This window comes from Kitasatospora sp. YST-16 (genome assembly GCF_026802215.1).
GTDB classification, from domain to species: Bacteria; Actinomycetota; Actinomycetes; order Streptomycetales; family Streptomycetaceae; genus Kitasatospora; species Kitasatospora cineracea.
The window spans coordinates 496,810-522,418 of record NZ_CP113837.1 but is presented as its reverse complement, the minus strand read 5'-3'; the positions used below and the strand labels follow the sequence as shown (position 1 = coordinate 522,418).

The 25,609-nt window shown below is 74.4% G+C and carries 22 protein-coding genes and 1 pseudogene; 15 read left to right on the top strand and 8 right to left on the bottom strand.

The window, feature by feature from the left end; translation table 11 throughout:
• Nucleotides 1–157 precede the first annotated feature (157 nt).
• Nucleotides 158–350 (bottom strand): annotated as a pseudogene (locus tag OU787_RS34735) (TetR family transcriptional regulator); the annotation flags it as partial.
• A gap of 158 nt (nt 351–508) precedes the next feature.
• Here OU787_RS34735 and OU787_RS02410 point away from each other — a divergent pair.
• Complete coding sequence (locus OU787_RS02410; RefSeq protein ID WP_268658365.1) at nt 509–1,711, top strand: FAD-dependent oxidoreductase; 1,203 nt, start codon at nt 509–511, stop codon at nt 1,709–1,711.
• A gap of 85 nt (nt 1,712–1,796) precedes the next feature.
• Here the strand turns inward: OU787_RS02410 and OU787_RS02405 are convergent, their stop codons facing one another.
• Nucleotides 1,797–2,030, bottom strand: a complete 234-nt coding sequence (locus OU787_RS02405; protein WP_030461087.1) for a hypothetical protein — start codon at nt 2,028–2,030, stop codon at nt 1,797–1,799.
• A 151-nt stretch (nt 2,031–2,181) separates the two neighbouring features.
• Nucleotides 2,182–3,348 carry a xylose isomerase gene (gene xylA / locus OU787_RS02400; RefSeq protein WP_268658364.1) on the bottom strand — a complete coding sequence of 389 codons (1,167 nt, stop codon included), beginning with the start codon at nt 3,346–3,348 and terminating at the stop codon, nt 2,182–2,184.
• 238 nt (nt 3,349–3,586) lie between these two features.
• Here xylA and xylB point away from each other — a divergent pair, with 238 nt between their 5' ends.
• Both xylB and OU787_RS02390 read left to right on the top strand, forming a co-directional pair.
• Nucleotides 3,587–5,014, top strand: coding sequence for a xylulokinase (xylB, locus tag OU787_RS02395; protein WP_030461085.1), 1,428 nt, complete (start codon nt 3,587–3,589; stop codon nt 5,012–5,014).
• 299 nt (nt 5,015–5,313) lie between these two features.
• On the top strand, nt 5,314–6,663 hold the full coding sequence (locus OU787_RS02390; RefSeq protein ID WP_268658363.1) for an ROK family protein: 1,350 nt from the start codon (nt 5,314–5,316) through the stop codon (nt 6,661–6,663).
• A 149-nt stretch (nt 6,664–6,812) separates the two neighbouring features.
• On the opposite strand, the gene OU787_RS02385 is transcribed toward OU787_RS02390, so the two are convergent.
• Together OU787_RS02385 and OU787_RS02380 are read right to left on the bottom strand one after the other, a co-directional pair.
• Nucleotides 6,813–7,430 (bottom strand): polysaccharide deacetylase family protein, encoded by a 618-nt coding sequence (locus OU787_RS02385; RefSeq protein WP_268658362.1) that lies wholly within the window; start codon nt 7,428–7,430, stop codon nt 6,813–6,815.
• 217 nt (nt 7,431–7,647) lie between these two features.
• Nucleotides 7,648–8,679 (bottom strand): LacI family DNA-binding transcriptional regulator, encoded by a 1,032-nt coding sequence (locus OU787_RS02380; protein WP_081967005.1) that lies wholly within the window; start codon nt 8,677–8,679, stop codon nt 7,648–7,650.
• Nucleotides 8,680–8,943: 264 nt separating this feature from the next.
• Between OU787_RS02380 and OU787_RS34515 the strand changes: the two genes are divergently transcribed.
• Complete coding sequence (locus OU787_RS34515) at nt 8,944–9,285, top strand: AraC family transcriptional regulator (protein ID WP_327059348.1); 342 nt, start codon at nt 8,944–8,946, stop codon at nt 9,283–9,285.
• A 59-nt stretch (nt 9,286–9,344) separates the two neighbouring features.
• Here the strand turns inward: OU787_RS34515 and OU787_RS02370 are convergent, their stop codons facing one another.
• A complete protein-coding gene (locus OU787_RS02370; protein ID WP_030461080.1) occupies nt 9,345–10,145 on the bottom strand; it encodes an SDR family NAD(P)-dependent oxidoreductase in 801 nt (266 codons plus the stop codon).
• 439 nt (nt 10,146–10,584) lie between these two features.
• Between OU787_RS02370 and OU787_RS02365 the strand changes: the two genes are divergently transcribed.
• From OU787_RS02365 to OU787_RS02315, 11 genes are all read left to right on the top strand, one after another.
• A complete protein-coding gene (locus OU787_RS02365) occupies nt 10,585–11,046 on the top strand; it encodes a DUF1508 domain-containing protein (RefSeq protein ID WP_268658361.1) in 462 nt (153 codons plus the stop codon).
• On the top strand, nt 11,043–11,462 hold the full coding sequence (locus OU787_RS02360) for a hypothetical protein (protein WP_157852409.1): 420 nt from the start codon (nt 11,043–11,045) through the stop codon (nt 11,460–11,462). The genes OU787_RS02365 and OU787_RS02360 overlap by 4 nt, the downstream gene beginning before the upstream one ends.
• Before the next feature lie 560 nt (nt 11,463–12,022).
• Nucleotides 12,023–13,054: a substrate-binding domain-containing protein gene (locus OU787_RS02355; protein WP_030459799.1), complete on the top strand. Its 1,032-nt coding sequence runs from the start codon at nt 12,023–12,025 to the stop codon at nt 13,052–13,054.
• A 200-nt stretch (nt 13,055–13,254) separates the two neighbouring features.
• Nucleotides 13,255–13,839 (top strand): hypothetical protein, encoded by a 585-nt coding sequence (locus OU787_RS02350; protein ID WP_268658360.1) that lies wholly within the window; start codon nt 13,255–13,257, stop codon nt 13,837–13,839.
• A gap of 362 nt (nt 13,840–14,201) precedes the next feature.
• Complete coding sequence (locus OU787_RS02345; protein ID WP_268658359.1) at nt 14,202–16,757, top strand: hypothetical protein; 2,556 nt, start codon at nt 14,202–14,204, stop codon at nt 16,755–16,757.
• 113 nt (nt 16,758–16,870) lie between these two features.
• Nucleotides 16,871–17,917: a phosphate ABC transporter permease subunit PstC gene (gene pstC / locus OU787_RS02340; protein ID WP_268658358.1), complete on the top strand. Its 1,047-nt coding sequence runs from the start codon at nt 16,871–16,873 to the stop codon at nt 17,915–17,917.
• 14 nt (nt 17,918–17,931) lie between these two features.
• Nucleotides 17,932–19,161 (top strand): phosphate ABC transporter permease PstA, encoded by a 1,230-nt coding sequence (gene pstA, locus OU787_RS02335; RefSeq protein WP_268658357.1) that lies wholly within the window; start codon nt 17,932–17,934, stop codon nt 19,159–19,161.
• Nucleotides 19,158–20,933: a substrate-binding domain-containing protein gene (locus OU787_RS02330; RefSeq protein ID WP_268658356.1), complete on the top strand. Its 1,776-nt coding sequence runs from the start codon at nt 19,158–19,160 to the stop codon at nt 20,931–20,933. The genes pstA and OU787_RS02330 overlap by 4 nt, the downstream gene beginning before the upstream one ends.
• Before the next feature lie 136 nt (nt 20,934–21,069).
• Complete coding sequence (locus tag OU787_RS02325; protein ID WP_268658355.1) at nt 21,070–21,978, top strand: sortase; 909 nt, start codon at nt 21,070–21,072, stop codon at nt 21,976–21,978.
• A gap of 47 nt (nt 21,979–22,025) precedes the next feature.
• Nucleotides 22,026–22,925: a phosphate ABC transporter ATP-binding protein gene (locus OU787_RS02320; protein ID WP_268658354.1), complete on the top strand. Its 900-nt coding sequence runs from the start codon at nt 22,026–22,028 to the stop codon at nt 22,923–22,925.
• Nucleotides 22,926–23,036: 111 nt separating this feature from the next.
• Nucleotides 23,037–23,588: a YceI family protein gene (locus OU787_RS02315; RefSeq protein ID WP_268658353.1), complete on the top strand. Its 552-nt coding sequence runs from the start codon at nt 23,037–23,039 to the stop codon at nt 23,586–23,588.
• 65 nt (nt 23,589–23,653) lie between these two features.
• Here the strand turns inward: OU787_RS02315 and OU787_RS02310 are convergent, their stop codons facing one another.
• Together OU787_RS02310 and OU787_RS02305 are read right to left on the bottom strand one after the other, a co-directional pair.
• Nucleotides 23,654–24,877 (bottom strand): hypothetical protein, encoded by a 1,224-nt coding sequence (locus OU787_RS02310; protein WP_268658352.1) that lies wholly within the window; start codon nt 24,875–24,877, stop codon nt 23,654–23,656.
• The gene (locus tag OU787_RS02305) at nt 24,867–25,472 is read right to left on the bottom strand and encodes a SigE family RNA polymerase sigma factor (protein WP_268658351.1); all 606 of its coding nucleotides are present in this window, start codon (nt 25,470–25,472) and stop codon (nt 24,867–24,869) included. The genes OU787_RS02310 and OU787_RS02305 overlap by 11 nt, the downstream gene beginning before the upstream one ends.
• Between the last annotated feature and the right edge of the window lie 137 nt (nt 25,473–25,609).

Genomic DNA, 25,609 nt, shown 5'->3' with positions numbered 1-25,609 from the left:
GCGACGATCGATTCGAACAGGGCGATGGTGACCGGGAGGTGGTCGCGCATCGCCTGCCAGGACGCGCCCAGGTGCGCGTGCAGCTGGGACCGGTCGCCGAGGTCGTGGTCGCGCGGGTGGACCTGCGCGACCACCTGCTCGCGGGCCTGGGTGCGGGCGTCGTCGAGCAGGGCCCGCAGCAGTTCGTCCTTGTCGGCGAAGTGCGCGTAGAACGAGCCGGTGGCCCGGCCGGCCGCCGCGGTGATGTCGGTGATCTTCGTGTTGAGGTAGCCGCGTTCGACGAACTGCCGCCGGGCCGCCTCCAGCAGTGCCGCCCTGGTCTCCGCCGCCTGCGCCTTGCGCACGCTCATCGCGTCCGGCCTCCCTCGCCTCGTCCTGGCCCGTGCCCCGGCCTGTGCCCCGGCCCGTTCCGGCCGGGCCTTGACCCGCCGCTCGTGCGGACATCATACTGACGGCCGGTTCAGTGAATGCTGATTCATTGAACGAGGATTCAGTGAGGGGTGGGCACATGAAGGCGGTAGTGATCGGCGCGGGAGTGGCCGGGGCGGCGAGCGCGATCGCGCTGCGCCGGATCGGCGCCGAGGTGACGGTGTACGAGGCGTACCCGGACCCGGCGGGACCGGTCGGGGCGTTCCTGAGCCTGGCCGTCAACGGCCTGCGGGCGCTGGAGTCGCTGGGCTGCCTGGAGGCGGTGCGGGCGGCGGGCTTCGAGGTCGACCGGCAGCGGATGTGGTCGGGGCGCGGCAAGCTGCTCGGCGACGTCCCGCGCGGCCGGAGGGCGGGCGACCCGCTGCGCAGCGTGACGCTGATGCGGGCCGACCTGGTGGCGGCGCTGCGGGCCGAGGCGGTCCGGCTCGGGGCGCGGATCGTGGTCGGCGAGCGGCTGCACGGGCCCGGTGGGCGGCTGCCCGGTTTTGGCGCGGGGGCGGGGCCGGCGGGCGGGGTGGTCGACGAGGCGGTGGCCGGGGCCGACCTGGTGGTCGGCGCGGACGGGCTGCGCTCGACCGTCCGGCGGATGCTCGACCCGGACGCGCCGTCGCCCGCGTACGCGGGGCTGTACGGCGTCGCGGGCATCGCGCGCGACGTGCCGGAGGCGGGCCCGGGACGGACGTTCAACATGACCTTCGGGCGGCGCGGCGCGTTCGCGCACCTGCCCGCGCCGGACGGCACCGTGTGGTGGTCGGCGCAGATCGCCGACCCCGCCGCACCCGCCGAGATCAAGCTCGGCGCGGAGGAACTGGCCGAGGTGTTCGGGTCCGAGGCGGTGCCCCGGCGGATCCTCGGCGCGACGGAGCGGATCGACGCGGCGACGCTGTTCCACGTCCTGCCGCCGGTGCCGCGCCGCCAGGACGGGCGGTGCGTGCTGGTCGGCGACGCCGCGCACCCGGTGGGCGCGGGGCAGGGCGCCTCCATGGCGCTGGAGGACGCGATCGCGCTCGCCCGGGCCCTGCACTCCGCGTCCGCCCTGCACTCCGGGTCCGGGCTGCACTCCGCGTCCGGCCTGCCTGCCGCGCTGGCCGCCTTCGAGGGCGAACGCGCCGGCCGGGCCGGGAAGCTGGCCCGTGCAGCGGCCGCCAACCGGGACGCCAAGACCGCGGGGCCGCTGGCCTCCCTGGTCCGGGAGGCGGTGATGCCGCTGGTGTTCACCCGGGTGTACACCCGGTCCACGGACTGGCTGTACGACTACCGGCCGGGCGCGCTCCCGCAGTGAGCAGTGAGCAGTGAGCAGTGAGCAGTGGGCAGTGAGCAGCGGAGGAGGGGGAGGGAGAGGGGGAGGCGCGGAGGCGCGGAGGGGGTCAGGCCCGGACGAAGCCGATCTCCACCGAGGCGAGGAACGGCTCGACGCCCACGCAGTGCCAGCCGACCGCCTCCACCGCGCGGATGATGACGTCGATCTCCTTGCGGATCCGCCGCATCGGCACCGGCCGGTCGAGGTCGAAGCCGGCGACGAACGTCAGGTCGCCCCGCTGGTGGGCGGTCCTGGCGTCCGCGACGAGTTTCTGCATCCGCCAGGCGTGGATCAGCCCCATGGGTTCCCTCCCTCCCTCTCGGTCGGTCCCTTCCACTGTTCCAGCTGTTCGTCGATCCGTCAGCGGGGTTGGTGTGTGAGGGAGTTGGGGAGAAAACCGCACCGGCCGACCCCCGGGAAGGGGGGTCGGCCGGTGGTCGGGGGTGCTGCGGTCAGCGGGCGCCGAGCAGGTGCTCGATGGCCAGCTGGTCGAGGCGCTCGAAGGCCATGCCGCGCTCGGCGGCGGCGGTGACGTTGAACTCCTCGAACGCGGAGCGGTCGGCGAGCAGCGCGGACAGGCCGTCGGCGGCGGTCGGCAGGGCGAGCTGGTCGAGGCGGGCGGCGCGCAGCGCCTCCTGCACCTCGGAGTCGGCGCGGAAGGCCAGCGCGCGCTCCTTGAGCAGCAGGTAGTTGCGCATGTTCCCGGCCGCGGACTCCCACACGCCGGCGAAGTCCTCGGTGCGCGGCGGCTTGAAGTCGAAGTGCCGCGGGCCCTGGTAGTCGGACGACTCCAGCAGGTCGACCAGCCAGAACGCCTGCCGCAGGTCGCCCGCGCCGAACCGGAAGTCCTGGTCGTACTTGATGCCGGACTGGCCGTTCAGGTCGATGTGGAACAGCTTGCCCGACCACAGCGCCTGGGCGATGCCGTGCGGGAAGTTCAGGCCCGCCATCTGCTCGTGGCCGACCTCCGGGTTGAGGCCGACCAGCTCCGGGCGCTCCAGGCGCTCGATGAACGCCAGCGCGTGGCCGATGGTCGGCAGCAGGATGTCGCCGCGCGGCTCGTTCGGCTTCGGCTCGATGGCGAAGCGCAGGTCGTAGCCCTGCTCCGTGACGTAGTCGCCGAGCAGGTCGAAGGCCTCCTTGAGCCGGTCCAGCGCCACCCGGACGTCCTTGGAGGCGCCGTGCTCCGCGCCCTCCCGGCCGCCCCACGCGACGTACACGGTGGCGCCCAGCTCGACCGCCAGGTCGATGTTGCGGATGGTCTTGCGCAGCGCGTAGCGGCGCACGTCGCGGTCGTTGGCGGTGAACGCGCCGTCCTTGAAGACCGGGTGGGTGAACAGGTTGGTGGTGGCCATCGGCACCTTCAGGCCGGTGGACTCCAGGGCGCCCCGGAAGCGCTTGACGATCGCCTCCCGCTCCGCGTCCGAGGAGCCGAACGGGATCAGGTCGTCGTCGTGGAAGGTCACGCCGTACGCGCCCAGCTCGGCCAGCTTCTGCACCGACTCGACCGGGTCCAGGGCCGGACGGGTGGCGTCGCCGAACGGGTCGCGGCCCTGCCAGCCGACCGTCCACAGACCGAAGGTGAACTTGTCGTCGGGGGTGGGGGTGAGCTGGCTCATCGCGTACTCCAAGCGCTGGTGATCGACCGGGGGGATCGACCGAGGGATCGACCGGTGGCCCGACGCGGATCGGGCCCGGCACCGACGGTAACCCGGATTGGGGGCTATTCGTAAGGCCGGAAGACAAATTAGTATGGCCGAGCCCGTGAGGGGAAGCCCCCACGCGCAACCCCGAAGAAAACCCCTGGCCGGACGACCACGGACCCCTGGCCGGACGACCGCAGACAGGAGCACGCCCATGGCACACCCGCAGGTGGTGATCGGCGTCGACAGCTCGACCCAGTCCACCAAGGCCCTGGCCGTCGACGCCGACACCGGACGCGTCCTCGGCGAAGGCCGCGCCCCCCACCGGGTCGACTCCCGCCACGGCCAGGAGAGCGACCCCGCCCAGTGGTGGGACGCCCTCACCGCCGCCGTCACCGCCACCGGCTGGGCCGACCGCGCCCAGGCCCTGGCCATCGGCGGACAGCAGCACGGCCTCGTCACCCTCGACGCCGCCGGGGCCCCCGTCCGCCCCGCCCTGCTCTGGAACGACGTCCGCTCCGCGCCCCAAGCAGCCGACCTGGTGCGGAAGTTCGGCGCCCAGTGGTGGGCCACCGAGATCGGCAGCGTCCCCGGCGCCTCCTTCACTGCCGCCAAGTGGGCCTGGCTGCGCGCCACCGAACCCGGCAACGCCGACCGCACCGCCGCCGTCCGCCTCCCGCACGACTACCTCACCGAACGCCTCACCGGCACCGCCACCACCGACCGCGGCGACGCCTCCGGCACCGGCTGGTGGACCCCCGACGGCTACCACGCCGCCGTCCTCGACCGGATCGGCCTCGACCCCGCGCTGCTCCCCGCCGTCACCCCGGCCGGCACCCCCGCCGGACACGCCCTCCCCGGCGGACCGCTGCGCCCCGGCACCCCGATCGCCACCGGCACCGGCGACAACATGGCCGCCGCCCTCGGCCTCGGCCTCACCACCGGCACCCCCGTGCTCAGTCTCGGCACCTCCGGCACCGTCTACACCGTCGCCCGCCACCGCCCCGCCGACCCCACCGGCACCGTCGCGGGCTTCGCCGACGCCCTCGACGGCTGGCTCCCGCTCGCCTGCACCCTCAACTGCACCCTCGCCGTCGACCGGATCGCCACCCTGCTCGGCCGCGACCGCCAGGACGTCGAACCCGGCGGCAGCGCCGTCCTGCTGCCCTACCTCGACGGCGAACGCACCCCCGCCCTCCCGCACGCCAGCGGCCTGCTGCACGGCCTGCGCCACGACACCACCCCCGGCCAGCTCCTCCAGGCCGCCTACGACGGCGCCGCGTACTCGCTGCTCGCCGCCCTCGACGACGTCCTCGCCGTCGACGGCCCCGAGGCGGTCGACCCCGAGCAGCCGATCCTGCTGATCGGCGGCGGCGCCCAGGGCCGGGCCTGGCAGGACACCGTCCGCCGGCTCTCCGGCCGCCCCGTCCAACTGCCCGCCGCCCGCGAACTGGTGGCCCTCGGCGCCGCCGCCCAGGCCGCCGCCCTGCTCACCGGCGAGCGCGCCGACGCCGTCGCCCGCCGCTGGGGCACCGCCGACGGCCCGGTGCTGCCCGCCCTCGCCCGGGACGACGCGGCCCTCGAACGGATCGGGACTACCATTTCGCAGACGGCCGTCCTCCAGGGGGACGGCCCGCGGTGACGCCCACCGGGCCGGTCGGCCGCCGGTGACGACACCGGCACCGACCGGCCCGGGCCGTCCGGACGGCCGACAGGTGATGGCCGGACGGCCGGCAGGTGATGGCCGGACGGCCGGCAGGTGATGGCCGGGCGGCTGCGGTCGGGCGGTCGCCGGTCGCCGGTCGCCGGTCGCCGGTCGGCGGTCGGGCAGGGACAGGGCCGGCAGCGGTCAACGGACAGGCGGCGGGCCGCGGCGGCCCGGCGGACGACGGTACGGCGCGGACAGCGACGCGGACAGCGGCGCGGAGGGACGGGGCAGACGTGGCAGCGGACGGGCAGCAGACGGCCGACGGCGACCTGGCGGCCAGGCGTGGACCCGCCTCGCAGCAGGACATGCGGCGGCAGAACCTCGCCCTGGTGATGCGCACCGTCGCCGCCGCCCACCCGCTCTCCCGCGCCGACGTGGCCGGCCGCACCGGGCTGACCCGCACCGCCGTCTCCAGCCTGGTCGACGAACTCATCGGCGGCGGCCTGCTGCTGGAGGGCGAACTGGAGCGCAGCGGCCGGGTCGGCCGCCCCGGCCGGGCCCTGGTGCTGAACGGGAACGGCCCGGCCGGGCTGGGCCTGGAGATCGGCGTGGAACACCTCAGCGCCTGCGTCCTCGACCTGCGCGGCGAGGTCCGGGTCGAACTGCACCGCCCCGCCCCCAACGCGGGCCGCCCCGCCGAGCAGACCATCGCCGAACTCGCCGAACTCGCCGCCCTGGCCGAACGCGAGGCCGTCGAACTCGGCCTGCGGGTGGTCGGCCGGGTGCTCGCCGTCCCCGGCAGCGTCCCGCTGGACGACCCCACCAGCCGGGTCGAGCACGCCCCAAACCTGGGCTGGCACCAGGTCGACGTCGCCGAGCTGTGGCCCGGCCCCGGCACCGCCCCCACCGTCGGGAACGAGGCCAACCTCGGCGCGCTCGCCGAACTCTGGCAGGGCACCGGCAGCGGCACCTTCGTGCACGTCTCGGCCGGCGAGGGCATCGGCGGCGCGCTCGTCCTGGACGGGCGGCTGTTCCCCGGCGTCCGGGGCTTCGCCGGCGAACTCGGCCACCTCACCGTCCGCCCCGACGGCCGCACCTGCTCCTGCGGCGCCCGCGGCTGCCTCGAACCGTACGCGGGCCTGGCCGCCGTGCTCCGCTCCGCCGGGTTCACCGACGAACTCGACGAGCCCTACGAGCCCTACGAGCCCTACGAGCCCGACGAACCGGCCGAATTGGCCGAACCGGCCGAGCCGGTCGCGCCGGACGGGGGACCGCGCCTGACGAGCCGTCAGGAGCGCGATCCCATCGCGGAGTTGGCCCGCCGCGCGGAGGCGGGCGACCCGGACACCCGGCGCGCGCTCCAGCACGCCGGCACCGCGCTCGGCACCGCGCTGGCCGCCGCGGTCAACCTGGTCGACCCCGACTCGCTGGTCCTCGGCGGCGGCTACGCCGACCTCGCGCAGTGGCTGCTGCCCGCGATGCGGACCGAGCTGGCGGCGCTGATCCGGGTCCGCCCCTGGCCCGAAGAGGCCCTGCGCGCCTCGCCGTTGGGCCGCCGCGGCCCCGTCCTCGGCGCGGCCCTGGTCACCGTCCGCAGTCTGCACACCGACCCGGCCGGACTCTGGCTGCCCGAGGCCGTCTGACCGGCTCCCGGCAGGTGTCTGCGGCGGGGGAGTCCACCGGTGGCCGGACGCGTGGTGCTGGGCGGGTGCGTCCGGCCACCGGAGCGTGGGGGCCGGGAGACCGGCGGGGAGAGGCCGAAAGGAGTCAGCGGGGGAGAGGCCGGGAGGGGTCAGCGGGGGAGGGGCGCCGAGCGCAGGCCGCGGGCGGCGAGCGCGGTCAGGACGGCGGGCAGTGCGGTGACGGTGTTGCGGTTGCCGTGGTCGTGCAGCAGCACGGTGTCGCCCGGGCGGGCCGCGGCCACCGCGGCGGCGACCTCGGCGGGCGGCACGCCGTTCCAGTCGAGGGTGTCGACGTCCCAGAGCGTCTCGGTCAGGCCCGCCGCGGCGGCCAGCTCGCGGATCGCCGGGCCGGTGTCCCCGTACGGCGGGCGGAACAGCGTCGGCGGGCGGCCGGTGAGCGCGGTCAGCACCCGGTTGGTGCGTTCGATCTCCTCCCGGGCGGCGGGCAGCGGCAGGCCGGGCAGCGACGGGTGCGACCAGCTGTGGTTGCCGATCGCCATCCCGGCCCGGTCGAGGGCGCGGACCAGTTCGGGGTACCGCTCGGCCTGCTCGCCGCACAGGAAGAAGGTCGCGCGGTGGCCGGCGGCGGTGAGCGCGGTGAGCAGCTCCGGAGTGGAGTCCGGGTGCGGGCCGTCGTCGAAGGTCAGTGCGAGGGTGCCGGACGGCGGCTGCGGCAGCCGGGACGGCGGACCGTCCGCGGTGTCGGTCAGGGCGGCCGGATCGGCCATGGTGCTCCCCCTCCTGGTGCTCGGCACCCGTGCTCGCTGCTCGCTGTCCGTCGCTCGCCGTCCGGCACCCAGGTGGGTGCGAAAGTTTCGAACTTCGGTCGAATGTTACGGTGCGACCCGGACGACGGTAGGGGAGCCCGGCGGGGGCGTCAACCACTCGCGCGCGGCCCGGACGGTCCGGGCCGCGCGCGTGGTCGGGGCGGGATGGAGGTGTCGCTCAGTCGCCGGCCGGCGGCGGGGCGGTGCTGGCGCGGACGACCAGGCTGGTGGCGAGGTCGACGCGGGTGGCGGCGGGGTGCTCGCCGCGGCCCAGCCCGATCGCCAGCCGGGCCGCGGTCTCGGCCATCTCCACCAGCGGCTGGCGCACCGTGGTGAGCGGCGGGCCGACCCAGCGGGCCAGCGGCAGGTCGTCGAATCCGACCACCGAGAGGTCCTCCGGCACCCGCAGGCCGAGCTCGCGGGCGGCCTCGTACACGCCGAGGGCCTGCAGGTCGTTGCCCGCGAAGATCGCGGTGGGCCGGTCGGGCCGGGTGAGCAGGGTGCGGGCGGCGGCGTACCCGGCCTCGTGGTGGAAGTTGCCCTCCAGGATCAGCTCCGGGTCCACCGGCAGCCGGGCGGTGCCCAGCGCGGTGCGGTAGCCGTCGATCCGGGCGCGGCTGCACATCATGCCGGACGGCCCGGAGATCATGCCGATCCGGCGGTGGCCGAGGTCGAGCAGGTGGCGGGTGGCGGCCAGGCCGCCCTGCCAGTTGCCGGTGCCGACCGCGGGCACCCCCTCGGCCGGGTCGCCGGCCGGGTCCAGCACCACGAACGGGATGTCCCGGCTGGTCAGTTGGTCGCGCTGGGCGGCGTCCAGCTCGGACAGCACCAGCACCACCCCGGCCGGCCGCCGGGCCAGCACGCCGTCCACCCAGGTCTGCCCCGGGGTGAGCCGCCCCGCGGACTCGGAGAGCACCACGCTCAGCCCCTCGTCCCGGGCGACGTTCTCCACCCCCCGGATCACCTCCATCGCCCAGGCGCTGTCGAGCTGGTGGAACACCAGGTCGAGCAGCCGGGACGGCGGCGCGGCGGTGCGGCGGCGCTGGTAGCCGGTGCGGCGCAGGATCTCCTCGACCTTGGCCCGGGTGGCGGGCGCGACGTCGGCCCGGCCGTTCAGCACCTTCGAAACTGTCGGCGCCGAGACGCCGGCCGCCCGGGCGATCTCCGACAGGGTCGGTGCGGGGTCGGGTTCGAGTTCTGCAGCGCTCATGGCACGGATAGTAGCGCCCCCGGAAGGCGGGGCGGGGCGGTATACGAACCGCGGGGACCGGCGGTGGGCGGCCCTGGCCCGGACGTATGCGTGTCGTAGCACCGTCGAAACATTCATTTTACCAACGAAATTTGTCGGCAGACTGGGGGCGGATCCGTTCGGTCCGCTCGCTCGGGCCGCTCGCTCGGTCCGCTGTCGGGAAGCCGTACACCGTCCAGTCGCCAGGGCCTGCGCACCCTGGGCGGGGCGGGAGCGGCGGACGCCGTGCCGGTGCTGTTCCGGGCGAGCTTCCTCGACCCGGCGACCGTCGCCGCCCGCCCCGACCGCCGGGCCTGGCGCCTCCCGCTGCTCCCCGCCCCCTCACCCGCACCAGCCTCGCGGCCACCGGCCACCGGCCACGGCGCGAAGACCTTCATTGACGAGCGCCTCGTCCTGGAGGCCAAACGCCTGCTGCTGCACAGCAGTTCGACCGCGGCGGCGATCGGCGACCGCCTCGGCTCCCCCTCCACCACCGTCTTCACCCGCTTCTTCCGCCACCGCACCGGCGAGACCCCGGCCGCCTTCCGCGCCCGGGCCCGGCTCACGGCCGGGGCGGCGGACGGCTGAGCCGCGTCCGCGTCCGCGTCCGCGCCCGGGTGCGGGCCCGGACGGCGGGGGCCAGGGGGTCAGGAGGACGGGAGCATGGCGCGGCGGCCGGGGGCGGCGGGGGACTGGGTGGTCATGCCGCCGTCGACGACGAGGAGTTGGCCGGTGAGGTAGCGGGACTCGTCGGAGGCGAGGAAGACCATGGTGTGGGCGATGTCCTCGGGGGCGCCGAGGTAGGGCAGGGCGTTGACGGCGAGCAGCGAGTCGATGACCGGCTGGGGGAGGTTGTCGCGCAGGGCGGGGGTGAGGACGGCGCCGGGGGCGATCGCGTTGCAGCGGACGCGCTGCGGGCCGTACTGGACGGCGATGGACTTGGTGATGCTGACCACCGCGGCCTTGACCGCCCCGTACGCGGTCTGGGTGACGTCGCCGACTAGGGCGGCGACCGAGGCGGTGTTGATGATGGAGCCGCCGCCGGCCCGGATCAGGTGCGGCAGGGCGAGGCGGGAGCCGATCAGGGTGGAGCGGACGTTGCGGGCGACCGCCCGGTCGAACTCCTCGAAGTCCATCCGCAGCAGGTCGAGGTCGCGGCGCGGGTCGGTGCCGCCGACGTGGTTGCAGAGCACGTCGAGGGTGCCGAACTCGCGGACGGCGGTGGCGAACAGCTCCTCGAGCGAGTGCTCGTCGGTGACGTCGACGGTGACCGGCAGGGCGTGCCGGCCGGCCGCCTCGACCAGGCGGGCGGTCTCCTCGGCGGCTGCACCGTCGTAGTCGGCGGCGACCACCAGGGCGCCCTGGGCGGCCATCAGTTCGGCGGCGGCCCGGCCGATGCCGCTGCCGGCTCCGGTGATCACCGCGACCTTGTCCTTGAGGCGTGCCATGGTGTGCGTCCTTCCGTGGTTCCGGAGGGGAGGGCGGGGGAAACGGGCCGCTCCCCGAGAATATGCAGCATACATATTGTGTGTATGGTGCACATAATATGCATGATACATAGGCTGGGGCGTGCGGGTCGGGGTGCGCGGGCTACGGTGCATGGGTCGGGGCGCAGGCAAAGTGCGGGCAATGGGCGGGCGAACTCCGGGCTCCGTCGAATCGACGGGCGCCGCACTCCGGAAAGCGCCGCCGCATTAACAAGGGAGAACTTCGGGGCGAACAGCGTCGGCGTGGGAGGGATTCCACTTCCGGACTTCCTCCGTGCACACATAGCGTTCGCAGCGTGACGATGTGCGTCCGGTTCGCGGTTCACGCGGGGCGGCAGGGCGTTCGGTGGCGCGGCCGGGGAACGGCTGCGATCCGGCGGAAGATCCGGGGGTAGCGGCGGTGCGCGGGGAGGGCCTGTTCACGGAGCGGGCGCCGAACGGGCGGTTCCAGTGGCAGCTCAAGGCGATGAACGGGCGGGTGGTGGCGGTGTCCTCCTCGGTCCACGAGTCGTCCGCCGACGCCGAACGGGCGTTCGCGGAGCTGGTCGCCCTGGGGCCGGCGCTGGTGGCGCGGATCACCCATGTCCGCGACGGGCTGGGATGGACCTGGGTGGTCCCCGGGCCGCGCGGCAATCCGCTGGTCAAGTCCAGCAGGGCGTACGAGCGTTACGCGACCTGCCAGAACGCGTTCCGGCGGTTCATGGCCCTGGTGGCCCGGATGGCGGAGACTGGCGCGCAGCCCTTGGCCGGTGCGCAACCCGTGGCCGGCGCGCAGCCCGTGACGAGTGCGCGGCCCGCAGTCGTCGGGGGCGTCGGTGCTTCCGGTGGCGAGGGTGCGGGCGGGGTCGGGGGTGGGGTGTGAGCGGAGTGGAGGCCGGCCGCGGCCCCCGGCTGGTGCCGGTGCGCGGGGCGGACGGCCGGGTCGGCTGGTCGCTGGTGGCCGCGAACGGGAGGCGGCTCGCCTCGGCCGTCCGCGCCTACCGCAACGACCGCGAACTCGCCGCTGGGATAGGGGAGTTGCTGGCCGAACGGGCGGCCCTGCGGTTCGTGCTCGGCCAACGCGAGGACCGCCTGTGGGTCTGGACGGCGCACCTTCCCGCCCGCACCACCCGGGCCGGTGCGGGCGGCGGTGAGGCGATCGCCCGCAGCGCCCGGGGCTACCTGCGCCGCGACCAGTGCCGGCAGAGCGTGACCGCCTTCCTCCAGGGCGCCGACCACGTCCAACGGCTGCGCCGCCTGGGCGGCGGCGGGGGATCGGTCCTGCCGTCCGGCTGGTAGTCGGGGTGGCGGTGTCGGTGCCGGTGCCGGTGTCGGTGCCGGTGCCGGTGCCGGTGCCGGTGCCGGTGTCGGTTTCGGTGTCGGGTTGGCGTGGTCAATGAGTTTTGGTACGTCAATCAATTGATGATCATCACTGGCCGTCCTGTTGTCAGGTCAGGTGAGGTCAGGTCAGGTCAGGGCGGGTCAGGCCGGTTCGGTGGTGGATTCGGTGTGCCCGGGTGTGCCCGGGTGCAGGCGGATGCGGGCGTGTGGTGCGGGTTGCGCGGGGCTGGTGCAGCGGGAGTGAAGCGGAGATGGCCGGGGTGACCCCGTGGGCACACCTGGAGAAGAACGCGTCCGGCCGTCGAGGGCCGGTCGACGCGTGGTCGACCGGTCCGCTGAGCAGGGGTTTCGGTGGTGGCGGCGGGGTGCGGGCGGCGGGCCGGGGGCGGTGGGCGGTGCTTCCGGGCGGCGGGGGGGCGCGGCGAGGATCGCTCCGCCGGGAAGCCGCGGAGCTCTCCGGTACCGGGCCCCGCCAGGACCGGTCCAGCTAGGACTTTCCTTTATGGAGGAACAGGACCATGCGTCACACCGCTGCCAAGGCGTTCGCGGCCGCCGCGATGACCGCCGCCGCCCTCGCCACCGTCGCCGTCCCGGCGATGGCTGACCCGGCCACGGGTGTCACCCCGGCTGCCCAGGACATCGTCGGTGCCGGCTCGGACACCACGCAGGCTCTGCTCAACCAGTTCTCCACCGACTACAACGCCTCGCTGACGGCGGCCGGCAACACCACCTCGCCGCGCCTGTACAGCTGGGACGCGACCGGCACCGACCCGATCACCCCGAAGACCGGCGCCAGCACCATCAGCCGTCCGAACGGCTCCGGCGCCGGCATCTCCGCGCTGAACGCCAACACCAGCGCCACCCTGGACTTCGCGCGCTCCTCCCGCACCCGGCAGGGCACCGACCCGTCCTCCGACCTGTTCGTGGCGTTCGCCAAGGACGCGGTGACCTGGTCGGCGCAGTCCGGCGGCCACGCCCCGGCCAACCTCACCACCCAGGACCTGAACGACATCTACTCCTGCAAGGTCGGCAAGACCAACTGGTCCGCGTTCGGCGGCACCGCCGGCACCATCAAGCCCTACCTGCCGCAGCTCAGCTCCGGCACCCGCTCCTTCTTCCTGGGCGCGATCGGCAACCCGACCCTGGGCGCCTGCGTGGTCAGCGGCCCGGAGGAGAACGAGGGCACCAACACGCTGCTGAACAACCCCGACGTGATCTTCCCGTACTCGGTCGGCCACTGGGTGGGCCAGGCCAACGGCCACACCACCGCCACCGACGACAAGGGCAGCCTGACCCTGCGCAACATCAACGGCGTCGCCCCGCTGACCGCGACCGGCACCCTGAACGCCGCGTTCGCCAACCCGACCTACGGCCGGGTGCTCTACAACGTGGTCCGTGACACCGAGTGGACCGCCACCACCGTCCAGGGCACCGCGCTGCGCGCCATCTTCGGCCCCACCGGCTACATCTGCTCGACCGCCGGCCGGACCACCATCTCCAGCTACGGCTACCTGAACCTGGCCGCGGCCTCCTGCGGCTCCACCATCTGACGCCACCACCCGCACCGGCCCGCACCGGCCAGTCCCGCACCACCTGCACCACCTGCACCGGCTCGTCCCGCTCCACCCGTTCCACCCGCACCACCTGCCGCCGCCCGCCCCGCGCGAACCCCGCCGGGACGGGCGGCGGTCCGTCCCGCCACCACGCAGCACCATGCAGCATCACGCAGCATCACGTAGAAGGAGCCACGATGTCCCGTCCCACCGTCCGGATCGCCGCTGCGGCCGCCGGCCTCGCCCTGATCGCCACCGTCGCCTCCGCGACGTCCGCCTCCGCCGCCCCGGCGACCGGGAGCGCGGTGATCAACGAGAGCAACGCCTTCTTCCAGCAGGCCGCCCAGGCCGGCATCGTGGCCGTGCCGCTGCCCACCGCGACCGCGGGCTACGATGCGAGCACCGGCCTGTCGGCGAGCTTCCCGGTGACCGGCGGCACCGGCGGCCTGCGCGACTTCTTCGGCGGCGTCCAGCTCGGCGGCGGCCTGCTGTTCGTCGACGCGCGGACCGGCAGCGCGGTCTCCTTCCACCAGTTGCGCTTCTCCTTCGAGGAGTGGACGGTCAGCGCCGTCCCGGACGGCTCGACCACCCCGGTCGCGCTGTTCGACCCGGCCGGCAACAACGCCCTCAGCTACAACGGCACCACCCAGCACCTGTCCGCCGAGTCGCTGGTGCTGGACGCCGCGGGGGCCCAGTACCTCGACGGCAAGCTGCACACCACCTTCTTCGCGGCGGGCCAGAGCGTCGGCTCCTTCGCGGTGACGTACACGCCCGCTTCCTGACGGAGAGTCAGAACCCCTGGTCATCAAGGGACTTCGCGGTGAGGATCGCCCGACCGGCCACCGGTCGGGCGATCCGCGCATGCGGCCGAGGCCCGCGCGGCAGGCGGACCCCGGCCGGGCCGGGATTTTTTTCTGACTGACCGCCAATTTCCTTGATTCGAGCACCAATTGGGCCCTCGTACACCTGGCGGACAGGGTGCGGTCAGGCGCGACTGGCCGAATATCGTCGGAGCCGCCGAGCGGCCGCTCCGTTCCCCGTCACCCGTGCGTGCCCGACCCGGCGCGCCATCGCCGGAGGTGCTGCGCCGATGAGAATCCGCCCGCCGGGGCCGAGAGCCGGATCACGTTCCCTGAAGGCCTACTTGGCGGCCGTGCTGGCCTGGACGGTGGCCGCCGCCGTCGTGCTGCTGCCGCTGGGCGGGCCGGGGGCCCAGCCGGCCCGGGCGGCCGCGGGGCAGACCTTCGAGGGCCCGGCGCGCTGGGATCCGGCCACCTGGACCGAGGGGGCGCCCGGCTCGATCACGGTCTCCCAGGTCAGCGGCCTCACCAACCAGGTGGTGCACGTGAGTTGGACCGGGTTCACGCCGACGGTGGACATCTACGGCAACCCGGTCGGCGCCGTCACGACGAAGGACACCGGGCCCGACAACGTGATGGACACCCGGGCCCTCTACGCCGTCCGGATCTACCAGTGCCGCGGCGAGAAGCCCGCCGTCACCGACTGCTACGGCTCCAGCCTCTACGGGCAGGACCCGGCGAAGGGCTTCCTGCAGCCCGGGCCGCAGGGCAACACCAACGTGCCCGAGTTCCCGTCGAACATGGCGATCGGCGCCACCCACCCGGACGGCACCGGCGAGGCGGACATCGAGCTGTGGACCGCCCAGCAGAGCCAGACCCTCGGCTGCGACCCCGTCCACAAGTGCTCGCTGGTGGTGGAGCCCAACTACGGCGGCGACTCGCTCGGCGCCTACTCCTTCCCGGACTCGCAGATCAACTGCGCCGAGCACTCCGCGGACGCGGACAACGAGTTCAACACCGCCACCGACGCCACCGTGGAGCGCAACATGCTCCGGGTGGACGGCCAGCTGATGCGCAGCGGCGAGGCCTGCGCCTGGGCCCGGCACGTCACCGTCCCGCTGGACTTCGCGCCGACCACCGACGACTGCAAGGCCGGTGACGCCGCGTTCTCGGTGCTCGGCCTGGAGATGGCCGACCGGGCGATGGCCCAGTGGCGCACCGGCGCCTGCCTGGCCGCGAACCCGGTGCAGGTGCAGTACTCGGTCGGCAACGGCGAGCCGCAGGCCCGCCAGGCGTTCCTGGACCGGTCCGGCGCGGACGTGGCGCTGACCTCGATCCCGGACCGCAACCCGCCGAGCCGCCCCTACGTGTACGCGCCGCTCGCCAACAGCGCGATCTCGGTGGTCTTCGTCGTCGACGACGCCGCCACCAGCCGGCAGGTCCGCCGGATGCGGCTCAACCAGCGGCTGCTGGCGAAGATGCTCACCCAGAGCTACCGCTACTACCAGGACGACACCGACACCGTCCGGGGCAACCCGATGTGCCTGTTCGAGGACGAGGAGTTCCGCCGGCTCAACGCGGACGTCGCCACCGGGACGACCTGGCCCAGCTGCGGCAACGCCCCGATCAGCGCGCCGGTGGTGGTCGGCGGGACCACCGACCTGGTGCACCGGCTGACCGAGTGGATCGCCGCCGACCCGGACGCCGCGCAGTTCCTGCACGGCGCCACCGACCCGTGGGGCACCCACCTCAACACCAAGTTCCTGCCGTCGGTCTACGGCGGCTACCCGGTCGATTCGTTCCAGGCGCTGGACTACACCGGGGAGAACAGCCACAAGCAGTACGAGTGGAACCCGGTGCTCGGCGGCCTCGGCCAGGTGCTCCGGATGACGCTGCAGAGCCAGCTCTCCTGCCAACTCCCGTACGTCGACGCGACCGGCCAGCACCGCAAGTGCTACCGGATGATCAACGGGCAGCGGTCGCTGTTCGCCGTGATGGACAGCGGCGACGCCCAGGCGATGAGCCTGCCCGAGGCCGAACTCCCCAACCCCGCGGGCGGGTTCACCACGCCGACGATCGGCTCGATGCAGGCCGCCGTGCACGACATGCCGCTCGACGAGGCCACCGGCACCCGGCAACTGCCCTACGACGACCCGGACTCCGCCTACGCCAAGGACCCCAAGGCGTACCCGCTGACCATGGTGCAGTACGCGATGCTGCCGACCGAGGGCCTCGGCCAGGCCAAGAGCGAGGCGGTCAGCGGCTTCGTGCGCACCGTCACCGACCCGGACCGGGGCCAGGTCTACGGCCGGGGCGCCGGACAGCTCGCCATCGGCTACGCGGGCCTGGACAAGGCCCAGGCCGCGCAGGCCAAGGCCGCCGCCGACCACGTCGCCGCGCAGGACGGCGCCAAGCCCGGCAAGGCCGCCGGCACCGGCAGCGGCAGCAGCACTGACAGCGGCACCGGCGGCGGTGGCAGTGGCAGCACCGGCGGCGGGACCACCGACGGGACCGGCACCGGCACCGGCGGCGGGTACGGCGACAGCGGCGGTTCGACCGGCGGCCTCGGCGCCGACACCGGCGGGTCCGCCACCGCGGGCGGCGCCACCGCCCAGAGCGCCGCCGTCTCCGGCAAGCCCGGCGCGGGCGCCTCGCCCGGCCTGGCCGCCGCCCCCGTCGGGCAGGCCGCCGCCGACCGGGCGGGCGCGGCCCGGCTGCTGCTGCCCGTGGTCCTCGCCACCGGCGCCGTCCTGCTGGTCGGCGGACCCGCCGCGCTGTTCCTCGGCGGCACCGCCGCCGGCGCGAACCTCCGGCGCGGCACCGGGCGGCTCTGGTCGCGGCTGACCCGCCGCAGCCGACCCGCCGCGGCCGACCGGCTGCGGCCGAGCTGCCGCGGCTGACCCCGCCCCGCCGGGCGGGCGCCCCGCGCGCCCGTCCGGCGACCGGCGCCGAACCAGCGCCGAATCGCCGCCGAACCAGCCCAGGAACCCTCACCGCGCCGAGAGTTGACACCATGACAGCCGCCGTCCAGCCGACGGACACCCGCGTCCCACCGCCGACGCCCGACCCCGACCACGACTCCGACTCCGCCCCCGACGCCGACCGGCCCCGCCCGATCGCCGCCCCCGCCCCGCCCGCCGACCGGGCCTTCCGCGGCGTGCTGCGCGCCGCGGGCCTGTCGGTGTTCGTCCTGATGGGGCTGATCGCCTTCTTCCTGCTGATGCGCGGCACCGAGGCGCTGCGGGCCGTCGGCTGGTCCTTCCTCACCGAGCAGAACTGGCGCACCGCCGCGCACACCTTCGGCATCGCCGCCGTGCTGCCCAACGGCATCCTGATCGCGGTGATCGCGCTGTGCATCGCGGTGCCGGTCTCGCTCACCGCCGCACTGTTCATCTCCGAGTACGCGCCCGTCCGGCTCCGCCCGATGCTGGTCTCGCTGGTCGACCTGATGGCCGCCATCCCCAGCATCGTGTACGGGCTGTGGGGCCTGTTCTTCCTGCAGCCGCGGTTCGTCGGCCTGTGCCGCTGGCTGGCCAACCACCTCGGCGGTCCGCTGCCGTTCCTGCGGGTGCGCACCGGCGACACCCCGACCTCGTACACCTCCTCGACGTTCATCGCGGGCACCGTGGTCTCGCTGATGATCATCCCGATCATCACCTCGCTCAGCCGCGAGGTGTTCTCGCAGGCCCCCGCCGGCGAACGGGAGGGCGCCTACGCGCTCGGCTCGACCCGCTGGGGCATGGTGCGCACCGTGGTGCTGCCGTTCGGGCGCGGCGGCGTGATCGGCGCGGTGATGCTCGGCTTCGGCCGGGCGATGGGCGAGACCATCGCCGTTGCGCTGATCATCTCCCCGGTGTTCCGGATCTCCTGGCACGTGCTGGAGAACGGCGGCGGCTCGATCTCCGCGCTGATCGCGCTGCGCTTCAGCGAGTCCGACGGCCTCTCGCTGTCCGCGCTGATGGCCGCCGGCCTGGTGCTGTTCGCCCTCACCCTGCTGGTCAACGTGGCCGCCGGGTTCGTCATCAGCCGGTCCCGGTCCGGCGCCTCGACCTCGGACTGACCGGAGGAGACCGCATGCACCCCGCGCCCCCCGCGCCCACAGACCACTCAGACCACGCAGACCACTCAGACCCTCCCCGCCTCCCCGACCTCCCCGAGCAGCGCCGGATCAAGCTCGGCGGCACCACCCGCGAGGAGGTGCTCACCCTGCTCGGCGCGGCCGCCGGCTCGCTCGCCCTGGACTGGCTGCTGTACGAGCGGGTGCTACCGTTCAGCGGCGCGTTCGGCTTCCTGCTCTGCTGGTACCTGCTGTTCCTGGCGCTGTACGCCGCCGCCGGGCGGCTCCAGTGGGACGTCCTGACCGTCCGCGAACGCCTGGCCACCGCGCTGGCCTGGAGCTCCGGGCTGCTGGTGGTCGCCGTCATCATCGAGCAGATCGGCTACGTCGCGCTGCGCGGCTTCGACGCCGCCCGGCACTGGAACTTCTTCACCGAGACCATGCGCACCACCGCCCCGCTGTCGCCAATCACCTCCGGCGGCTGCCTGCACGCCGTGGTCGGCTCGCTCGAACAGCTCGGCCTGGCCACCCTGTTCTCGGTGCCGCTGGGCATCCTCACCGCGGTCTTCCTGGTCGAGTCCGGCAACACCCGGCGCGGCGCCCGCTTCGTCAAGCCGGTGCGGGTGCTGGTCGAGGCGATGACCGCGCTGCCGTCCATCGTGGCGGGCCTGTTCGTGCTCGGCGTGGTCATCCTCACCCTGGGCGCCGAGAAGAGCGGCCTGGCCGCCTCGCTGGCCCTCACCGTGATGATGACGCCGATCGTCACCCGGGCCGCCGAGGTGGTCGTCCGGCTGGTGCCCGGCACCCTCAAGGAGGCGTCCTACGCGCTCGGCGCCTCGCAGTGGCGCACCGTGTGGCACGTGGTGCTGCCCACCGCCCGGCCCGGCCTGACCACCGCCGTGGTGCTCGGCATGGCCCGCGGCGTCGGCGAGACCTCCCCGGTGCTGCTCACCGCGGGCTTCACCGCCCGGATGAACCTCGACCCGCTGCACGGCAACCAGGCCAGCCTGCCGCTGTACGTCTGGAACTACGTCAAGCAGCCCTACCCCGACATGGTGGCCCGGGCGTTCGCCGGTGCGCTGACCCTGATGCTCGTGGTGCTGGTGCTGTTCGTCACCGCCCGCGTGCTGGGCCGCCACCGCACCCCCGCCGACCGTCCCGCCCGCCGTCGCCCGCCGCGCCGGGCCCCCGCCCCCGCCCCTGCGCCCGCGCCCGCCGCCCCCGTAGCGGTGGTGGGGAACCGATGATCCGTCAGAGCACCAGCCGCAGAAGGAAGAAGACCCGCCCCGTGCGCATCCGCCACCTGGCCACGGCGCTGCTCGCCGCCGCCCTGGCCCTGCCCGCCGCGCTGCTCGGCGCGACCCCGGCGCACGCCGCCACCTCGCTGAACGCGGACGGCTCCAGCTGGGCCGGCCCGGCCATCGACCAGTGGCGGCGCGACGTCGGCCCGATGGGCATCGAGATCGACTTCAACCCGGTCGGCTCGGCCGCCGGACGCGTCCAGTGGTCGATCGGCCAGGACGACTTCACCGCCTCCGACGTCCCGTTCCGCAGCCGGACCGACACCGGCGTCGACCCCGGGAAGGCCACCGGCGGCATGGGCGGCGCGGAGAACCCGGTGTACGGCTTCTCCTACGTGCCGATCACGGCCGGCGGCACCGCGCTGATGTACCACCTGGAACTCGGCGGCAAGAAGATCACCGACCTGCGGCTGTCGCCCGACACCGTCGTCGGCATCTTCACCAACAGGATCACCTCCTGGGACGACCCGAGGATCACCGCCGACTACGGCAAGGCGCTGCCGAAGATCCCGATCACCCCGGTGGTGCGCTCCGACGGCTCCGGCGCCACCGCCCAGTTCACCCGCTGGATGGAGCACACCCACCAGGCCGAGTGGGACGCCTACTGCGCCCAGGTCAACGGCGTCAGCTGCGGCGACTACACCGAGTTCTTCCCGCCGTCCGGCCGGATGACCGCGCAGAACGGCTCCGACGTGGTCGCCGGGTACATCCAGTCGCCGACCGGCATCGGCTCGATCGGCTACGACGAGTACGCGTTCGCCAAGCGCAGCGGCTGGCCGGTCGTCAAGGTGCTCAACCCGGCCGGGTACTACACCCTGCCGACCGCCTCCAACGTCGCGGTGGCGCTGACCGCCGCCAGGATCCGCGGCGTCGACGACAGCACCTCGCCCGACGACCCGGACTACCTGCAGCAGAACCTCGACGGCGTCTACAGCAACGGCGACGCCCGCTCCTACCCGATCTCCTCCTACAGCTACCTGATCGTGCCGCGGGCCAACACCTCCCGCCCCGTCACCCCGCGCTTCAACGACGCCAAGGGCAGCGCGCTCAGCCGCTACCTCGCCTACGTGCTGTGCGCCGGGCAGGGCGAGGCCGACCACCTCGGCTACTCGCCGATCCCGCGCAACCTGGTGCGCGGCGGGCTGCTGCAGACCCAGCACATCCCCGGCAACGCCAGCCCCGTCGACCCCAACACGCTCGCCAACTGCCAGAACCCGACCTTCAACTCGGCCGGCGAACTCACCGTGCTGAAGGAGGCCCCGCAGCCCAGCCCCTGCGACAAGAAGGGCAGCCCGCTGGACTGCACCGTGCAGAACGGCCAGGCCGTCCAGACCGGCAAGGCCAACTCCGGTACCGGAGGCGGCAGTTCGGGCAGCGGCGGGACGGGTGGCGGCACCGGCTCCGGCACCGGCGGGACGGGTGGCGGCACCGGGACGGGCGGCGCCGCCGCCGCGGGACCGGGCACCGGTGACGGCGGGCAGCAGGTGATCGACCCGCAGACCGGCGAACTGCTCGACACCGGCTCCGGCGGCACCGGGACGGGCGGCACCGGCGGCGCCGCGCCCGCCGCGGTGGTCGCGCTCGGCGGACGGCCGCAGGACTGGCTGCTGTCCACCCTCACCGCCGTCGAACTGCTCGGCGTGGTCGCCGTCCCCCCGCTGCTGGCCGCCTGGTGGCGCCGCCGCGACCGGACCGGCCGGACGGCGGCCGACCGGTGAACCGCCCGGCGACCGCCCGGGGCGCTGCGTCAGCCGCGTCAGCCGCGCCCGGCGTACCTATCGTGGCCGCTGCGCCTGCCGTGCCTGCCGTGACCGTCGCACCCACCGTGTCCGCCACGCGCGAGGAGACCAGCAGATGACCGCGCCCACCCTCGAACGACCGGCGAACGCGGCAATCACCGCCCCGGACAAGGCCGTTGGGGCATCGGGCGGCCCGCCCGGGCCCGGTCGGCCGCGGCGGCAGTGGCTGCCGGCCGCCGCCCGGGCGGTGACGCTGGCCGCCGTGCTGCTGCTCGGCTTCGCCGGGTACCTGCTGGCGCTGTCCGGCCTGCAGGAGGCCCGCCACCAGTCCACCGCCTACGCCACGCTGCGCGACCGGCTGGCCAACGCCACCGCGCCGACCGGCCCCGCCGAGGACGGCGCGCCGCTGGCCGTCCTCGACGTCCCGGCGCTCGGCCTGCGCCAGGCCGTCGTGGTCGAGGGCACCACCGGCCGCGACCTGATGCGCGGCCCCGGGCACCGGCGCGACACCGTGCTGCCCGGACAGCCCGGCGTGGCCGTCCTGTTCGGCCGTTCCACCGCGTTCGGCGCCCCGTTCGCCGACCTCGGCCGGCTGAAGGTCGGCGACCGGATCGACGTCACCACCGGCCAGGGCAGCTTCCACTACACCGTCAACACCTACGGCGACGGCGACCACCCGATCCAGGACACCGCCCCCAACCGGCTGGTGCTGGTCACCGGGAACTCCGACTGGATCCCCACCAGCACCGTGCTGGTCGGCGCCCGGCTCGACGGCGACCCCGAACCGGCCGGTGCCAGGCGGCCCGCCACCACCCCCGCCGACAAGGTGCTGGCCGCCGACAAGGGCGCCCTGTCCGCGCTCCAACTCTGGTCGCTGGCCCTGCTGTCGGCCGTCACCGCGGCCGTCGTCGCGGCCCGCCGTTGGCGCCGCGCCGCCGCCTACCTGTGCTTCGCGCCGGTGGTCGGCGCCCTGCTCTGGTCGGTGTACGAGAACGCCGCCGCCCTGCTCCCCAACGTCTACTGAGCTCCCCGTACCCCGTGCCCCGCTCCCCGGGAAAGGACCGCCCGCCGATGACCGAGACCGCCCAACCCCCCTTCCCCGCCCAGGAGTCCGGAGTCCGGGACGACCCGCCCACGGTCCCGCTGCCGCCGGTGCCCGCCGGGGCACCGCCGACGGCCGGGGCGCCGCCGACCGCCCTCTCCGGGCTGGAGACCCGCGACGTCACCGCCTGGTTCGGGCAGCGCAAGGTCCTCGAACGGGTCTCGTTCGCCATGCGGCCCGGCGAGATCACCGCCCTGATCGGCCCGTCCGGCTGCGGCAAGTCCACCTACCTGCGGATCCTCAACCGGATGCACGAGATGGTGCGCGGCGCCGCCCTGGCCGGCGAGGTCCTGCTGGCCGGCGAGGACGTCTACGCCCCCGGCCGCCGCCCCGCCGAGGTCCGCCGCCGGATCGGCATGGTCTTCCAGCGCCCCAACCCGTTCCCCGCCATGTCCATCCACGACAACGTGGTCAGCGGGCTCAAACTGGCCGGCATCAAGGCGAGCCGCGACGAGCGCGACCACCTGGTCGAGTCCAGCCTGCGTCGGGCCGGCCTGTGGGACGAGGTCAGCACCCGCCTCGGCACCCCCGGCGGCGCGCTCTCCGGCGGCCAGCAGCAGCGCCTGTGCATCGCCCGCTCGCTCGCCGTCTCCCCGGAGATCCTGCTGATGGACGAACCCTGCTCCGCCCTCGACCCCACCTCCACCCGCCGGATCGAGGAGACCATCGCCGAACTGCGCCACCGGGTCACCATCGTCATCGTCACCCACAACATGCAGCAGGCCCAACGCGTCTCCCAGTCCTGCGCGTTCTTCCTCGCCACCCACGACACCCCCGGCCGGATCGTCGAGTCCGGCCCCACCGAACGCCTCTTCACCGACCCCGCCGACCGGCGCACCGCCGACTACGTCAACGGCCGCTTCGGCTGACCGTCCTGACCGCGTGTCACGGACGGAGGACGCAGCGCAGCGCCTAGCGTTTGCGGGAGGACCGGCCACCGGTCCCGCCCGCAGCCGTACGCCACGAGGAGAGCGCAGACCATGACCGTCAGCCTGCCCGAGCTCACCGGGGACTACGTCCTCGACCCGACCCACACCCGGATCGGGTTCGTCGCCCGCCACGCCATGGTCACCAAGGTGCGCGGGGCCTTCCACCAGTTCGAGGGCACCGCGCACCTGGACGGCGCCGACCCGGCCAGGTCCGGCGGCCAGGTGGTGATCAAGACCGAGAGCATCGACACCGGCGTCGAGCAGCGCGACCAGCACCTGCGCACCAACGACTTCCTGGACGCGCCGAACTTCCCCGACATCACCTTCCGCACCACCGCGGTCGAGCAGAAGTCCGACACCGACTACCGGGTCACCGGTGACCTCACCATCAAGGACACCACCAAGCCGGTCACCATCGACTTCGAGTACACCGGCAACGCCGTCGACCCCCAGGGCAACCTGCGGGTCGGCCTGGAGGGCTCGGTCACCATCAGCCGCAAGGAGTTCGGGGTGACCTGGAACGCCGCGCTGGAGGGTGGCGGCGTGCTGGTCGGCGACAAGGTGGTGCTGGAGTTCGACGTCTCGGCGGTCAAGCAGGGCTGACGGCGCCGCCAGGGCCCGCCCCCGGAGACCGGGGGCGGGCCCTGCGCTGCTGCCGGGGGGCGGGGTCAGGCCCGCCAGGCGGGCGAGAGCGCGATCGCCTTCAGCGCGGCCAGGTCGAGGGCCGGGACGCCGGGCCTGGTGTCGTAGAACTGCTCGCCGTTCCACTCGTTGAACAGCAGCTGCGCGCCGTCCGGGTAGTACACGGTCACCGTCCAGTGCAGCAGGTTGTCGGTCGCGGTCTTGCCGTTGCCGAAGGCGTTGACCACCACCGTCCCGCCGCCCGCCATCGGTTCGCGGACCTCCAGCGGGGTCGGCGGCCGCTGCGGCAGCCCGGCCAGGTCGTCCAGCCCGCGCTGCGAGGGCGGCGTGAACGCCACCGTCAGCGAGCTGCGCCGCCCGTCCGCCGTCACGGCCAGCCTGGTGTGCGCCGCGTCCCGGTCGGCCGTGGCCGTCCCCGGCGGGAGCAGCGCGGCCAGCTTGTCCAGCAGGGCGTTCGCGGTCTCGGTGGAGGTCGGCGACGGGTGGGCGTCCGCGGAGACGGTGGCGTCCGGGGTGCCGGCCACCGGGGTCAGCGCGGCGAACGCCTCGCTCCACTGCGGGGCGGTGACCATCGCGGTGAGCTGGGCGTCCGTCAGCGGCGGCGCGGGGCGACTCGCCCGGCTGGGCTGGCCGTTGTACTCGGTCACGTGCACCTGGCGGCCGTCCGGCGCGGCCCAGAACGCACGCCATTCGAGGACGCCGTCGTCGCTCCGGCTGCGGATCTTGTCGATCACCAGCAGCGAGCCGTCCGGCAGCACCGTCCGGGTGCAGGAGTCGGTCGGGGTCTGGAACGAGTCCAGGCAGCCCAACTGCTCGATCCGGTCGGCGGTGTACTGCACCGTCACCTGGAGCAGGCTCTCGCCGGACCCGTCGTCGAACGTCAGCACCTTCCCCACCTGGTGCGGGTCGCGGTCCGCCGACCACCCGCCGCCCACCCGCCGGACGGTCCCGTGCGGCAGGAAGAGCCCGACCAACTCGTCGAACCGCTGCTCCGAGAGCTGCGGGCGCGCCGAGTCCGCCGGGGCGGTGGTGGCGAACGGCAGGTGCCCGCCGGACGCGAAGCCGCCCGCCGCGCCCAGCACCAGCACCGCCAGCGCTCCCGCGACGGCCGCCCGGCGCCGGCGCTGCCGCCGCAGTCCGGCCCGCCGGGCTCCGGCGGCCGGCTGTCCGTGCGCCGCCTCGGGCGTCAACCCGGCCGCGCCGTCGAGCGCCCGGGAGAGGGCCGAGGCCAGTTCGTCGTCAGTGGGCATGGTGCGACACCGCCTTCCGCGAGTCGTCGGGTCCGGGAGCGGGGGAGGCGGCGGGGCGTCCCACCAGGGCGTCGAGGTCGTCGCCGAGCGCGGCCCGCAGCCGGGCCAGCGCCCGCTTGGTGCGGGTGCGCACCGCGCTGTCGCCGATCCGCAGCACCCCGGCGGTCTCCTCGACGCTGCGGTCCTCCCAGAACCGCAGCACCAGCACCGCCCGGTCCGCCGGCGACAGTTCGGCCAGCACCCGCAGCAGCGTCAGCCGCAGCGCCGGGTCCGGGTCGTCGACGCCGGTCTCCGGCAGCACGTCCGTGACCCGCTCGGTGGTGCTGCGCCGCCGCCGGTACGACAGGAAGGTGTTCACCAGCACCGCCTGCACGTACCCGCTCGGGTTCTCCAGCCGGGCGATCTTCCGCCACTTCAGGAAGGCCCGCCCCAGCGCCTCCTGCACCAGGTCCTCCGCCAGGTGCGCGTCCCCGCCGGTCAGCAGGAACGCCGTCCGCAGCAGGTGCTTCGCCCGGAACGCCACGAATTCTTCGAACTCCGGAGTCCGCGGCAGCCCCGGACCGTCCGGCCCCGCCCGGTTCGATGAGTGATCCATGCCCTGGTAACGCATCGGGCCCGACGCTACGTGACACCCCCTCCGCTCCCCGCACCGGGCTCGTCGTGGCGGCGGGCGGCGGAACGTGGTGCACGATGGGGGCTGACGGGCCGTCACGGGGCGGCGGGCGAGGCGAG